This is a genomic window from Nocardioides sp. Iso805N, assembly GCF_000364605.1.
In the GTDB taxonomy this organism is placed as follows: Bacteria; Actinomycetota; Actinomycetes; order Propionibacteriales; family Nocardioidaceae; genus Nocardioides.
Genome location: NZ_KB822575.1, coordinates 600,371 through 613,986 on the forward strand (window position 1 = coordinate 600,371; position 13,616 = coordinate 613,986).

At 70.7% G+C, this 13,616-nt stretch carries 10 protein-coding genes; 3 read left to right on the top strand and 7 right to left on the bottom strand.

Annotation, left to right across the window (positions count from 1 at the left end; all coding sequences use genetic code 11):
- Positions 1 to 84: 84 nt before the first annotated feature.
- Entirely contained in the window at positions 85 to 771 is a 687-nt protein-coding gene (locus H036_RS0102835) for a hypothetical protein (protein WP_017933259.1), read from the top strand.
- Positions 772 to 777: 6 nt separating this feature from the next.
- Here the strand turns inward: H036_RS0102835 and H036_RS0102840 are convergent, their stop codons facing one another.
- Both H036_RS0102840 and H036_RS0102845 read right to left on the bottom strand, forming a co-directional pair.
- Complete coding sequence (locus H036_RS0102840; RefSeq protein WP_017933260.1) at positions 778 to 2,286, bottom strand: DUF7059 domain-containing protein; 1,509 nt, start codon at positions 2,284 to 2,286, stop codon at positions 778 to 780.
- A gap of 194 nt (positions 2,287 to 2,480) precedes the next feature.
- Positions 2,481 to 2,819 carry an anti-sigma factor antagonist gene (locus tag H036_RS0102845; RefSeq protein ID WP_017933261.1) on the bottom strand — a complete coding sequence of 113 codons (339 nt, stop codon included), beginning with the start codon at positions 2,817 to 2,819 and terminating at the stop codon, positions 2,481 to 2,483.
- Positions 2,820 to 3,026: 207 nt separating this feature from the next.
- Between H036_RS0102845 and H036_RS0102850 the strand changes: the two genes are divergently transcribed.
- A complete protein-coding gene (locus H036_RS0102850; RefSeq protein ID WP_017933262.1) occupies positions 3,027 to 5,321 on the top strand; it encodes a DEAD/DEAH box helicase in 2,295 nt (764 codons plus the stop codon).
- A 10-nt stretch (positions 5,322 to 5,331) separates the two neighbouring features.
- Positions 5,332 to 5,625: a hypothetical protein gene (locus H036_RS0102855; protein WP_157416950.1), complete on the top strand. Its 294-nt coding sequence runs from the start codon at positions 5,332 to 5,334 to the stop codon at positions 5,623 to 5,625.
- 18 nt (positions 5,626 to 5,643) lie between these two features.
- On the opposite strand, the gene H036_RS0102860 is transcribed toward H036_RS0102855, so the two are convergent.
- The 5 genes from H036_RS0102860 to H036_RS0102885 all read right to left on the bottom strand — a co-directional run bounded on the left by H036_RS0102860 (position 5,644) and on the right by H036_RS0102885 (position 13,560).
- A complete protein-coding gene (locus H036_RS0102860; RefSeq protein WP_198289874.1) occupies positions 5,644 to 6,042 on the bottom strand; it encodes an Rv3654c family TadE-like protein in 399 nt (132 codons plus the stop codon).
- An 8-nt stretch (positions 6,043 to 6,050) separates the two neighbouring features.
- A complete protein-coding gene (locus H036_RS0102865; RefSeq protein WP_017933265.1) occupies positions 6,051 to 6,452 on the bottom strand; it encodes a TadE family type IV pilus minor pilin in 402 nt (133 codons plus the stop codon).
- Positions 6,452 to 6,658 (bottom strand): DUF4244 domain-containing protein, encoded by a 207-nt coding sequence (locus H036_RS0102870; protein ID WP_017933266.1) that lies wholly within the window; start codon positions 6,656 to 6,658, stop codon positions 6,452 to 6,454. The genes H036_RS0102865 and H036_RS0102870 overlap by 1 nt, the downstream gene beginning before the upstream one ends.
- A gap of 219 nt (positions 6,659 to 6,877) precedes the next feature.
- Complete coding sequence (locus H036_RS21655) at positions 6,878 to 12,340, bottom strand: glycoside hydrolase family 3 N-terminal domain-containing protein (protein WP_232421798.1); 5,463 nt, start codon at positions 12,338 to 12,340, stop codon at positions 6,878 to 6,880.
- Between the two features lie 125 nt (positions 12,341 to 12,465).
- Complete coding sequence (locus H036_RS0102885) at positions 12,466 to 13,560, bottom strand: ROK family transcriptional regulator (RefSeq protein ID WP_198289875.1); 1,095 nt, start codon at positions 13,558 to 13,560, stop codon at positions 12,466 to 12,468.
- Between the last annotated feature and the right edge of the window lie 56 nt (positions 13,561 to 13,616).

Here is a 13,616-nt window from a genome sequence, read left to right on the forward strand (position 1 = left end):
GCCCTCCTGCACTGTCAGTGCCCTCTGGCACAGTTCCTCGTGGACGGCGAGACCCACCGATCAAGCACGACTGGAGGTCTTGCCATGCACTACTACGACTGCCCCTGCGACGACTGCCGCAGGCCCGATGGCGATGCGCTCTACCAGCGCGTCCTGAGCGTGATCGAGCGTCTCGAGCAGGAGCTCGAGCGCCCGAAGGTGAAGGAGCACGACAAGGCCCTGCAGTGGCTCCAGGCCGTCTGTGGCGGTCCGGCGGCGGTGCACGCCCTCGACACCGCTCCCCTGCAGGGGCCGGTGTCGCTGCCCGACGATCCGCGCGTCGCCGAGGTCAGCGCGCTGCTGCGCAGCGTCGCGGGGGGCTACTTCGACGCCGAGGCCGAGGTGGCGTTCCTGCGCGGGCTGGCCCGGGTGTGGTCGGTCGACCCGGGTCTGGTCACCGCGCCGGTCACCCCGGCGTACGTCGCTTCCGGGGTCGCCTGGACGATCGGCGAGGCCAACGGCCTGGTCGGGCCCGACCGCCGGGTGACCTCGTCGCGGCTGAAGTACGCGTTGGAGACACCCGGCTCGCCGGTCACCTATGCGCGGCCGATCCGGACCGCGCTCAAGGGCCTGTGGGACTGGCACATCGAGCGGACGTGGCCGGGACCGGCGCTTCCCGCGCTGGGGACGCTCGGCCACCTCGACCTGCTCACCTCGCGCACCCGGGCGCAGCTCCTTCGGGTGCGCGAGCACGCCCTCGCCGCCCGGGCCGAAGAGCGGGCGGCGGCGTGATGCAGGTCAGTCCTCGGTCAAGAAGCCCTCGCGGACCAGCTCCTGTGCGACCGGGAGATAGGTCGCGCGGGTCTCCTCGACGCCTCGGTCCAGGAGCTGGGCGAGCGCGTCCAGGATCTGCCCGAGCGTGAGGTCGCCGTCGCTGGCACCGACGAGGGCCGCCTCGACGGTGTCGGCCTGGCGAGCTCGGCGCAGGCCGCGCTGCTGCCGCAGGACCACCGCACTGGGGTCCTCGGCGCCCGGCGCGCCCAGCGTCTCCTGCTGGATGTCGTCCGGGCGCACCAGGCGGTCGTCGAGTCCGACCTCGGCGTGCGCGGCCTCGCCCCAGGCGGCGATCGCCGGTCCGATCGGCTGCTCGACGTCGTAGGGCCACTCCAAGAACTCGTGACGCGGAGCCTGGCCGCTGCGGTGCAGGTTGATCCAGCCGAATCCGACCGATTCGATCCCCTGCTCCTCGAACCAGTTGAGCCAGGTGTCGTAGCGGTGCCGGTAGTCGTCGATGTGCGCGCCACCGGTCGAGGGGTGGTGACCCGCGTCCTTGAGCCAGAGCTCGACGTAGGCCGCCGGGTCCAGCACCTCTCGCTGGACCACGAAGGCGTCGACCTCCTCCTCCGGCGTGTTGCCCGCAAGCCAGCCGGCCAGACGCTCGTCCCAGGGCGTCCCGTCGTTGATCACCCAGTTGGCCAGGATCTGGCACCAGCCGCCCTCGGCCAGCAGGCCGGGTGCCGCGCGGACGATATCCTCGACGACCCTGTCGCCCGGAAGGCCGGAGTCCCGGTAGACCAGCCGCTCGCCGGTGGCCGGGGAGATCACGAACGGCGGATTGGTCGCGATCAGGTCGAAGCGCTCCCCCGCCACCGGCTCGAAGAACGATCCGTCGCGGACGTCGACCTTGTCGGCCACGCCGTTCAGCGCGGCGTTGAAGCGGGTCACCCACAGGGCGCGCCGGTTGACGTCGGTGGCGACGACCTGGTCGCTGTGGGTAGCCAGGTGAAGCGCCTGGACGCCACAACCGGTGCCCAGATCGAGCGAACGACCGACCTTATGACGCATGGTCAGCTGCGCAAGCGAGGTCGAGGCCGGGCTGATCCCCAGCACGTGGTCGGACCCGACTCGCTGCGGCAGTCCGTCCAGGCCGGGGGTGAGGTCGGAGACGACCCACAGGTTCGCCACGTCCCCGGGCCCGGCGTCTGCCGCATAGGGCCGTACGTCGAGGCGCGCGGCGACCTCGCCCACGGATTGCGCCAGGATGCCCTCGACCGCGAGCTGGTCGACCAGGCCAGGGAGCGCGGCCTCGGCCTGCTCGTGGCTCACCGGCGCCTGCAGGAGGAAGAGCCGCACCAGCGTCTCGAGCGGCGACCCGCCGCGCGTGCGCCGCAGACCCGGCATCGTCTCGTTGCGTCCGAGGGCGGCGTGGGCCAGCGGACCGAGCAGCTCGGCGACGCCGTCGTAGGTGAACCCGGCACGCTCGAGCGTCTCGCGCAGACGGAAGGGAAGGTCGGTCAGGTCGCTCACCCGGCCGAGCCTAGGCGAAGCGAGCGAGGCCCAGCGAGCTTGCTCGTTCGGGCCGAGCGAGCAAGCCCTGTGCGCGAAGCGCGAGGCGACCAAGTGAGCGGCAGCGCGAGCGAGGCACGAGCTCTGGCGCTGGCCGCGAGCCCAGCGCGCTCCGCGCGCTGACGGTGGGCTCCGGGTACGGTCGCGGTCCGGTGTCAGCCGGCCGTCACGGCGGCGTCGGCGGTCTCGTGGATGTCGAAGACCTTGGCGAGGCCGGTGATCCGGAAGATCTTGAGCAGCCGGTCCTGGGTGCACACCAGCCGGAGCGTGCCGTCGTGAGCACGTACCTTCTTGAGGCCGCCCACGAGCACGCCGAGACCGGTGGAGTCGAGGAACTCGACCGCCTCGAGGTCGACCACCAGCTGGTAGACGCCCGCACCGACGAGCTCGGTGATCTTGTCGCGGAGCTTGGGCGCCGTGTAAACGTCGATCTCGCCCCCAACGGCGACGACGGTCGTCGCCCCGACCTCCCGGGTGGCAAGCGTCAGATCCACGTGAGCACTCCTCGATGACGTGTGGCGGGCACGAGCTCAGCAACAGGATGCGCCCGGCGCCCGCGGCCGAAGGCTATGTAATCACGCAACGGCGATACGCGGGTAAGGGTACGGAATACTGCTCGGTAAGCAGCAGGAACCGCCATTGTCAGTGCCGTTTGCCACAATCGATGAGTGGCATCCCTCTCTGCACTGCGCACCCATCAGATGGGCGATCTCGTGCACCGGCTGGCCTCCGCGCCCGGCCGCGATGGCCGCCTGACCCATGTCGAGGTGCTGCCGCCACGCGAGGCAGTGGTCGCGGCGTGGCCCTCGTGGGCGGCCAGCGACGTGGTCGAGGCGTTCGCTCATCAGGGCATCACCCAGCCCTGGCGGCACCAGGTCGCCGCTGCCGACGCGGCCCACCAGGGCCGGCACGTGGTGCTGGCGACAGGCACCGCCTCTGGCAAGTCACTGGGTTACCAGCTGCCGGCTCTCACTGCCATCCGCGATGGCCGGGGGCGCCGTGGCGAGCGCGGTGCGACGGTCCTCTACATCGCGCCGACCAAGGCGCTCGCCCAGGACCAGTTCAGCCGGATCCGCGCCTTGGGGCTCGACGTCCGGGTGACGACGCACGACGGCGACAGCAGCCGCGAGCAGCGCGACTGGACCCGCGACCACGGTGAGTTCGTGCTGACCAACCCCGACATGCTGCACCGCTCGCTACTCCCGGCCCACGAACGGTGGGCGAGCTTCTTCGCGACGCTGCGCTATGTCGTCATCGACGAGTGCCACCACTACCGCGGCGTCTTCGGTGCCCACGTCGCGCACGTGCTGCGTCGCCTGCGACGGATCTGCGCCTCCTACGGCGCTGACCCGACCTTCGTGCTGGCCTCGGCGACCGTGGCCGACCCCGAGATCGCCGGCCAGCGGCTGACCGGCGTGCCGGTGCTGCCGATCACTGCTGACGACTCGCCGCGCGGCACGATCAGCCTCGCGCTGTGGCAGCCACCCCTGACCAGCCACGCCGGGGAGAACGGCGCGCCCGTGCGCCGGGCCGCCTCCTCCGAGGCCGCCGACCTGCTGGCCGACCTGGTCTCCAGCGACATCCGCACCCTCGTCTTCGTCCGCTCCCGCGTCGGCGCTGAGCAGGTCGCGATGACCGCGGCGTCGTTGCTCGCCGAGGTCGATCCCTCACTCCCGGGCCGAATCGCCTCCTACCGCGGCGGCTACCTGCCCGAGGAGCGGCGCGACATCGAGGCCCGGCTGCGCCGCGGCGACCTGCTGGGGTTGGCGGCCACCAACGCGCTCGAGCTCGGCATCGACATCAGCGGCCTCGATGCGGTGGTGATGGCGGGCTATCCGGGTCGCCGGGCGGCGCTGTGGCAGCAGGTGGGCCGCGCCGGCCGAGGCGCCGGCGACGCGCTCGGTGTGATGGTGGCCCGCGACGACCCGCTGGACACCTACCTGGTCACCCACCCGGACTCCCTGCTCGGTACTCCGGTCGAGGCCACCGTGTTCGACCCCGACAACCCCTACGTGCTCGCACCGCAGCTGTGCGCCGCCGCACAGGAGATCCCGCTGACAGAGGCCGACCTGCCGGCGTTCGGCCCCTCGGCACGCGACGTGGTCACGTCGCTCACCGAGAGCGGCCTGTTGCGCAAGCGACCCCGCGGGTGGTACTGGACCGATCGCCGGCGCGCCGCCGACCTGGCCGACATCCGCTCCGCGGGCGGCTCCCCCGTCCAGCTCATCGAGGTCGAGACCGGCCGCGTCGTCGGCACCGTGGACGCCGCCAGCGCCCACGGCACCGCACATCGCGGCGCGGTCTACGTGCATCGCGGCGAGACCTACCTGGTCCAGGAGCTCGACCTCGACGAGCACGTCGCCGTGATCGGTCGCGCCGATCCCGGCTACACCACCTCCGCCCGCGAGGTCACCGACATCAGCATCGTCGCCGAGCACCGGCAGCAGCGCTGGGGCGAGAGCCGGCTCTTCTTCGGCGAGGTCGACGTCAGCCATCAGGTGGTGGCCTTCCTCCGTCGCCGCCAGCCAGGCGGTGAGGTCATCGGTGAGGAGCCGCTGGACCTGCCCGAGCGCACGCTGCGCACCCGCGCGGTCTGGTGGACGGTCCCCGATGCCGCCCTCGAGGACGCCGGTCTGAGCGCTGCCGACCTCCCGGGGGCCGCACACGCCGCCGAGCACTGCTCGATCGGTCTGCTCCCTCTGATCGCCACCTGCGACAGATGGGACATCGGCGGCGTCAGCACCGCCCGTCATCCCGATACCGGAGTGCTCACGGTCTTCGTCTACGACGGCCATCCGGGCGGTGCCGGCTTCGCCGAGCGCGGCTATGAGGCCGCCAGGGAGTGGCTCACCGCAACGCTGGAGACGATCGAGGCCTGCGAGTGCGACGAGGGCTGCCCCTCCTGCATCCAATCGCCGAAGTGCGGTAACCAGAACAACCCGCTCGACAAGCATGCTGCGGCACGCCTGCTGCGGCTGCTGCTCGCTGCGCCGTAGCCTCGCCGTCATGTTGGTCCTCGGCCTGGTTCTGCTCACTGCCGGCGCCCTCGTACTTCTGGCCGGGGTCTTCACCGCAGGCGACTCCGGCAACGCCAGCCTGGTCGGCATCCACCTCGGAGCGACGGCCGTCTTCCTGCTGGGCGTGTTCTCCGGGGTCGCGATCCTCTGGGGCCTCTCGCTAGCCCGGTACGGCGGCAGGCGACAGCTGCGCCAGCGCAAGGAACAGCGTCGTCTGCAGGGGCTCGCCGCCAAGTTGGAGAGGCTCGAGGGCGAGCAGCGCGAAGAGCCCAAGGACGAGTGAACTGAACGCGAGCAACCCTCAGCCTGCAGCCGCCGACGAATCGGGCCCCGCTCGCGCCTGAGCCGACAGGTCGCCATGCGCGCCGAGCCAGGCCGGCCCCGCCACCCGGACGGTGACGACGACATCGCCGCCATCGGCGCGGCACTGGTCGAGCAGCGCGCCGTTGGCCCCGGCGATGGCCGACGCCGCGGCGCAGCCGTCGCGGCCGCGTTGGATAGCCTGCGCCCCGGCCAGCGCCGAGAGGTCGGCCGCCGACTGGGCCCGCCGATGGGCGGCGAACATCGCCTCGACGACACCGAAGGCCGCGGTCAGCAGGAGCAGCAACCCGAGCAGAGCGAGCGCGAGCACGGTGATCGCACCCCGCTCCTCCGGATGCCCACGCCCGGCACCCCGCCCGCCCTGTCCGGCCCGCCTCACGTGAGACCTCACGAGACGCCGCCGGTGCCCTCGGCGGCGGCCACCGCTGTCGCGTGCAGGCGAACGCCCGGCAGGAATCCGAGGAGGCCACCAGGTCCGTGCACCTCGACGCTGGCCTTTGCCCGGACCTGGTCAGCAAGCTCATCGACCGTGATCGAGGTGCCGGCGGGGCCGATCCGCTGGCCTCGACCGATGGCGGTCGCGGGCGCGTCGCCTCGCGCAAGCGCTCGAGCGGTCTCCCGGGCGGCATCGACGGTGCGGACCTGGGCGACGCCGAGGCTCAGCAGCCAGACCAAGCCCAGCACGACGGCGACCAGCACCGGCAGCACCGCCACCAGCTCGGCCGTTGCAGCACCTCGTTCGGCGCGCCGCGTCGCCCACCGGCCGCCGGCACCTCGACCGCCGCGCATCAGATCCCGAGCAACGACATGACGTGGTCGAAGAGCTTGTGCAGCAGCTCATCGCCGAGGCCACCCGTCAGCAGCTTGTAGAGCAGGCCCGCCAGACCGGCACCCGCTGCGGTGCCGACGGCGTACTCGGCGGTGGTGATGCCTCTGTCAGAGCGCTGGTGCCGGCGTGGGCGGCCGGGCAGCCGTGGGGCCTGAGGGTGGATCATCTCGTCCTCCTGGGTTCGGGCCGCGGCGCGGCGTGAGAGGTCCAGATTCGGCGAGTGGGAGCGCTGCCGCGACCACCCATCGAGCGGTTGTGGAGACCGCTTCCCGCGGGGTCGCCTGTGGAGGAGAAACGCCTGCGACTGCCTCCCGGGGAAACGGCAGTGGCCGCCCCGGGCCAGGCCCGGGGCGGCCACCGATCACACGGTCGACCGGTCAAGGATTCAGGGGCGCTTGACCTTCCCGGTCGCCTTCGAGGTCGCCGACGCCGACGCGTAGCCGGTGTGGGAGACGGTGACCTTGACGGTGATCCTCTTGCCCGCCTGGGCCCTGCGGAGGGTCAGCTTCGACCCGGTGGCGCCCTTGATCCGCTTGCCCGAGGCGTACCACTGATACCGCACGGTCACGCCCGGCACCGACCAGGTGCCGGAAGCGGCGGTGAGGCGCTTGCCCACCTTCGCGTTGCCCTTGATCGACGGCGCATGCACCAGCCGGATCACGCCGGCAGCGACCGGCGATGTCATGGCCGAGGTCGCCTTGCCGTCGCCGTACCCGCTCTTGCGGGCCGTGACCGTCACCGTCAGTCGCTTACCCACGTCGGCCGCGCTCGGCGTGTACACCGCTCGCGTCGCTCGGGCGATCGGTCGCCCGGACACCAGCCACTGGTAGGTCACACTGGCTCCGGCGACGTTCCACGAACCCGGCGTTGCGGTCAGCGCGACCCCCACCCGCGGCGTGCCCGCGATCCTCGGCGCCCCCGTGCTGATGAGCGCCGGCGTCGCCGCCGCGATCACCGGCAAGGTGGCCAGCGAGGTGACGGCATCGCTGTCGGCATAGCCGGCCTTGCTCACCGTCACGGTCACTGTGATCGCCTTGCCGAGCACGTCGGGGGTCGGGACGTAGGTCGCCCCGGTCGCACCCTCGATGGCGGCGCCGTCGGCGTTCCACTGGTAGGACGGCGTCACGCCCTGGACCGACCAGGAGCCGTCGTCCGCGGTCAGCGTGGCGCCCACCTGGGGGGTGCCGCTGATCGACGGCAGCGTGCTGTTGGTCGGCGCCGGCGCCTCGGCGGCGGTCACGTCGACCCTCGCCACGCTCGCCAGCAGCTTGACCGCGTCGTAGGCATCGCCCGACTCGAGGTCGTGCTCGGCGTCCGCAGTGGCGGAGACGTCGGCGGCTGCCGGGTCCGCGCCCTGGGCCACGATCGCGCTCTGGGCGAGGTCGCGGGCCAGCGATACGACGGTGTCGGCCTGCTGCAGCTTCGCCGGGCTCAGCGGGTTCTGCTGGGCGGTCTCCACCGAGACGGCATCCACCACCGACTGGTTGACCTGGCTCAGCGCCTGAGCGGCGTTCGCCACCAGCCGCAGCCCGACCTCGTGGTCGGACAGCGAGCCGTCGGAGCCCCAAACATCGGCATCCAGCAGCGCTTGCACGGCCGTCTTGGCCTGACCGGTGAGGTCATCGACCAACCCGGTCAGCCGCTGGCGAGCTGTGTCGGTGCGCAGGCCCCAGCCGTAGGGGAACTCGGGGTCGTAGTTCGCGTCCCCGACGTTGACCGGGATCTGGCTCATGCTGCCGGGCCAGCTCAGCGAGAGCCGTCCGGTGAAGGGCTTGTCGCCGAGCAGCACCGAGGCCACTCCCTCGCCCTCGGAGCCGGGCAGGAAGCCGGCCACGACCGCATCGGCGTTAGGCACGATCGAGCTGATGATCTGCGGGCGACCGGAGACCACCAGCACGACGCACTTCATCACCCCGCAGACGGTGTTGATCGCCTGGGTGTCCGCCGCGGACAGGTTGAGCGTGTGGTTGTTGTTGCCCACATCGCCCTGGCCTTCGGCGTACGGCGTCTCACCGACGACGACCAGACCCTCGTCATAGCCGGTGGTGGAAGCGGAGGCCGTCTTGGAGTAGGTGACGTCGAGGTTGGGCGCATCTGCCTTGATCCCCTCGAGGATCGTGGTGCCGGCGGTCATGCCCTTGCCCGAGCCGCCCTGCCACGAGAGGGTCCAGCCACCCATCTGGTTGCCCAGATCGTCGGCGTTGGAGCCCGCGACGTAGAGGCTCCCGGTCTTGGCCAGCGGCAGCGCGTCGCGGGTGTTCTTCAACAGCACTTGCGACTCCGCTGCCGCCTGCGCGGCGGTTGCCCGGTGAGCGGCGCCCCCGAACTCGTCGCGCTGGCTGGTATTCGTGAACGGCTTCTCGAACAAGCCGAGCTCGAACTTCTGCGTCAGGATGCGGGAGACCGCGTCGTCGATCCGGCTCTGGTCGATCTGCCCGCTCGTGACGCCGTCGGTGATGGCGCTGATGAAGCTGGCGTAGTTCGTCGGCTCCATCGCCATGTCGAGCCCGGCGTTGACCGCCGTGACGGCCTTGGCCGCGTAGGTGGCATCCGGGAGCTGTCCGATCGCCTGCCAGTCGGAGATCAGGAACCCGCTGAAGCCCATCTTCTGCTTGAGCAGGTCGGTGTCGAGCGACTTGTTGGCGGTCATCTTGATCGGCGTCGAGCCGTTGATCGACAGCGAGGAGTAGGACGGCATGATCGTGCCGATCCCCGCGTTGATCGCCGGCACGTACGGCGTGGCAAACAGCGACTCGAACTGCTGCTCCGAAGTCACGTTCGTGACGCCCTGGTCGATCGGGTAGGCACCCGTGCCGGCCTTCGAGGCGTCGTACGTCGTGCCGCCGTCTCCAGCCCAGTGCTTCGCACTGGCCAGCACCTCGTCGGGAGCCGACTTGTCGGTCGGGTCGGAACCCTGGAGACCCTTGACCACGTCGCCCGCGAACGAGGAGACCAATGCCGGGTCCTCGCCGTAGGACTCATAGGTGCGGCCCCAGCGCTCGTCGCGGCTGACGCACAGGCACGGCGCGAACGCCCAGGTCACGCCCGTGGTGCGGGTCTCGGAGGCGGTCTGCTCGCCGATCTGCTCCACCAGCGCGGGGTCGCGGGTCGCGCCCAGGCCGACGTTGTGCGGGTAGATCGTCGCGTTCTTGACGTTGGAGTGCCCGTGCACGGCATCGGCGCCGTAGACCAGCGGGATCTGCAGCGGTGCGGCCAGGGCCTCGCGCTGGAAGTCGTCGATCATGCTGGCCCAGCCGTCGGGAGTGTTGCTCGACGGCAGCGAGCCGCCACCGGACAGCAGCGAGCCCAGTCCGAGCTGGCTGATCTGGCGCGGGTTGGTCATCGAGCCGCGCTCGGCCTGCGTCATCTGACCGACCTTGTCGGCCAGACTCATCCGGCTCATCAGGTCCTGCACGCGTGTCGCGATCGGCAGCGACTTGTCGAGGTAGGGAAAGCCGTGCGCGTCGATCACCACCAGCGGTGCGGTCAGCGGGAGCGTGATCGCGGGGTTCGTGACGGTCATCGGGATCTGCAGCGCCTGCGCCTGCGATGCACCGGGCAGGGTCGGGACGTCGCAGGCCATCGTCGTACCCGACGTCGTGCCGGAGGGGAACGTGACAGTGGTGTTCACGCTCGTGTAGTCCGTGCCGTTGACCGCCGCGGTGGTGCCGGTTGCGCACTTGACCGCGGTGGCGGTGGTGGTCGGGTTGCCCGAAGCGGTGGTGAGCGTGAGTGCCACGTGGGCGGTGTCACCAGCGTTGACCAACGTGATGTCCGGAACGCTCACGCTGACGTCGGTGAACTGCTGCGGCGTTCCGTAGAGGCCGACGTCGTCGACCGAGTACGGCGTCGCGACGGTGCCGGTCGGCAGGTCGAGCGAGATGCCCCAGGTGTTGTTGAGGTCGAGCACGCCGTCACGGGTCGTGTCGCTGCCGTGCTGGAGGGCGTCGTCGGCCAGGGTGAAGTCGGAGAACGGCAGCTGGACGAGCTTCCAGCGACTGCCGCTGCTCCAGTTGTCGCGGAATGTCGCGGTCCAGACCTCGGCGTGGGCCGCATCGGGGCCGCCGTCCTTGATCTCGACCGGGATGACCGCGCCGGTCTCGGCCGTCGCCGGCTCCGTCGACTGGGAGGCGTACCACCAGAACTGGATACCTCGGAAGCTCCTCCAATCCTGCGAGTAGGCCAGGTTGTCGGTCAGCCCGCCGGTGGCACCGGCGCTGCGCTGGTAGCTGCCGGTCAGGACGTGGTTGTTGCTCACCTCGCCACGGTCCTGCGAGCCGACGCCAACGCTGATGCCGTCGTCGGTGCTGAACCAGCCGGTCTGCGCCTGGGCATCACCGACCGCGAACGGCGGCTCGAAGTCGTCGAGCAATGCTCCGCGGGAGTAGAGGCTGAAGTCGTCGAAGCTGTAGTCGCCGGTCGCGCCGAACCCGGTCAGGGTGACGGCGAAGCCGGTGGAGATCGACGGGTTGAACCGGGTCAGGGTGTTACCGCTCTTGGCCTTGAGGTCCTGGAAGAGCACCGTGATCTTGCGCCAGCCGGCGACGTTGTCGACCACGTTGGAGGTGAAGCCCTGCTCGGTGTTGCTGGCGTTGCGGTTGTGCAGCTCGAAGCTGAACGTCTTGCCGGTGTTCTTGCCGTTGAACCAGAAGCTGAACCCGTCGTAGGCCGACCAGTCCATCAGGATGTTGGTGCCGTCGCCGTTCTTCGGCTCATAGGTGAAGCCGAAGTAGCTGCTCGTCTTGGCCACCGTGGCGACCAGGGCGTGGTTGTCGTCGGAGTCACCGGGCACGGTGGCGGTCTGCGCGGACAGCACCGGGTTGTTCGCCGAGCCGTTCGCCCAGACGGCGTACGTCGTCGCCACACCACTCTCGAAGTCGTCGAGCACCTTGGTCTGGCCGGTGTTGGTCAGCGTGCCGCTAGGCGCGATGCTCACCGTCGCACGGGCCAGCGCAGGGGCCACCTCGAGCCCGGCCGAAGGCGCGGAGAGCGCCAGCTGCAGCGTGCGCGTGGGGGCGAGCGGTCCCTCGGCTGTGGTCGGGACGCTCACGTTCGCCGAGGTCGATCCGGCCGGGATCGTGATGTCCTGGTCGACGGCCGGGTAGTCCACGCCGGCCGTCGCCGTACCGTCCGTGGAGCTGACGTGGACCGTCACGTCGTGGTCCAGCGGTGCGGAGAGGATCAGCGGGACCGTCGCCGCAGTGCCCGCCGTGGTGGTGTTGGACAGCGACGCGAACTCGACCTGCGGGGTGTCGAAGGAGCCCCAGATCGAGAACGTGTAGATCGAGTAGCCGTAGTAGTGGCTGCCCCCGACCGCCGCACGGGTGTCGAGGTCCAGACGCACGTAACGGGCCTCGACCGGCGCAGCGAAGGTCGCCTGGTCGTTGCTACCGCCAGTGCCGGTCGTGGTGGTGTAGACAGTGGTCCAGCTGGCCGGGTCGTCCGGGGCCGCAGTGGCGACCTCGATGTGATAGCCCGACGCGTACGCGGCCTCCCACTTGATCGTGGTGCCGCTGATCGTCGCCGGCGCGCCGAGGTCCTCGGTGATGGCAGCGGTCCAGGTGGAGGCAGCGCTGTCGGTCCCGTTGCCGCTCGCCCAGCGGGTGTTGGTGTCGTCGCCGTCGATCATGTTCGACGCCGGGAAGTAGCCGCCGTTGGTGGTGCCGGGGTCGTTCTGGACCTTGTCGGCCGAGATCGTGCCGAACCTCGCCAGGTCGGGTGCCGGTGTATCGGCCGAGGCGGACGGCAGCGTCGCCACGACACCGCTGATCGCCAGGGTGGTGCTCGCCACCAGGGCGGTCATCCCCCGGCGCCAGCGTGCCGCGCGCGCTTGCGTCCTGTGCGTCATCGATCGCACGTGTGTCTCCTTCGTCAACCGCTGTGGGCGCGCGCAACCGATCGGCAGACACGCTTCGGCGCAGTCGACACCAGGTATTTGTCCGGCGCCAGGACAGAGTCCCGTCCGTGGCCGCCTCAGCGGGCCAAGGCGTACGCCGACGGGCTGGCCAAGGCGTTCCAGGCTTGGCAGAGCGCTCGGTCGAGGGCGCCCTGGAGCTCGGAGCGGCGGCCGAGAACGGCTGCCCGCAGGGGTGCGTGGTGGATCCGAGAAGCCAGCGCGTTGTAGCCGGCCGCGATCCGCTCGGCGAAGGGTCCGGGGTCACTGCCGACGCTGCCGCCCAGGACGACCACGTCAGGGTCGACGAAACTGGCAAGCTGGGCGAGCACGCCGCCGAGCGCAGCTCCGGCGGCGTCGATCTCCTCGGCCGAGGCTGCAGGGTCGACCGCCCGGGTGACGACCGCGTCGAGGCACCCGACTCCACCGCAGCGACATGGAAGCCGTGATCCCGGCACCAGCACGTGCCCGATCTCGCCGGCCATGTGGTGGGCGCCGCCGAAGACCTGACCGCCGACGGCCAGCGCCGACCCGAGCCCTTCGCCGACCTTGACGAAGAGCAGCGAGCGGGCGGTATCGTCCTGCATCAGCTCGCCCCACGCGCCGGCGTCGGCATCGTTGTCGACGACGAGCAGAGTGCCGGGCTCGAGTCGCAGCAGGTCGTGCGGGCGGGCGCCGTCCCAGCCGGGCACGTACCCCACCGGCGCGACGACTCGATCGGCGCCGACCACCGGGAACGGCAGTGAGACGCCGGCCGCGACCAAGCGCCGGCCGCGCAGACCGGCACGAGCGATCGCGTCGCCGAGCAGCCTGCGCGCCATCCGGAAGGTGGCCGAAGAGTCGACATCCACGTCGAAATCGATTTCTTGATCGCGTACGACCTCGCCGTCGAGCTCGCTGAGCATCACCGCGATGTGACGGTGGCTCACGTCGATCCCGGCAGCGAACCCCTGCTGCGGCGCCAGCTGCACACGCGATGTCGGGCGACCGCGCCTCACCGGGCCGGAGATTCGGCGTTCGACCAACAACCCCTCGGCGACGAGCTCGGAGACGACCTGCGCCACGACACTGCGGGAGAGGCCGGTGACCTGACCGAGATCACCACGCGTCGAGGCCCCTCCTCGGCGGACCGACTCCAGCAGGGTGAGCCGGGTCGGCGGTTGTGGAGTGGACATGCGGGTGAACAGCTCCGTCGGCTGGAGGCGGTGGAGGTAAAGTGAACCGGTCATGG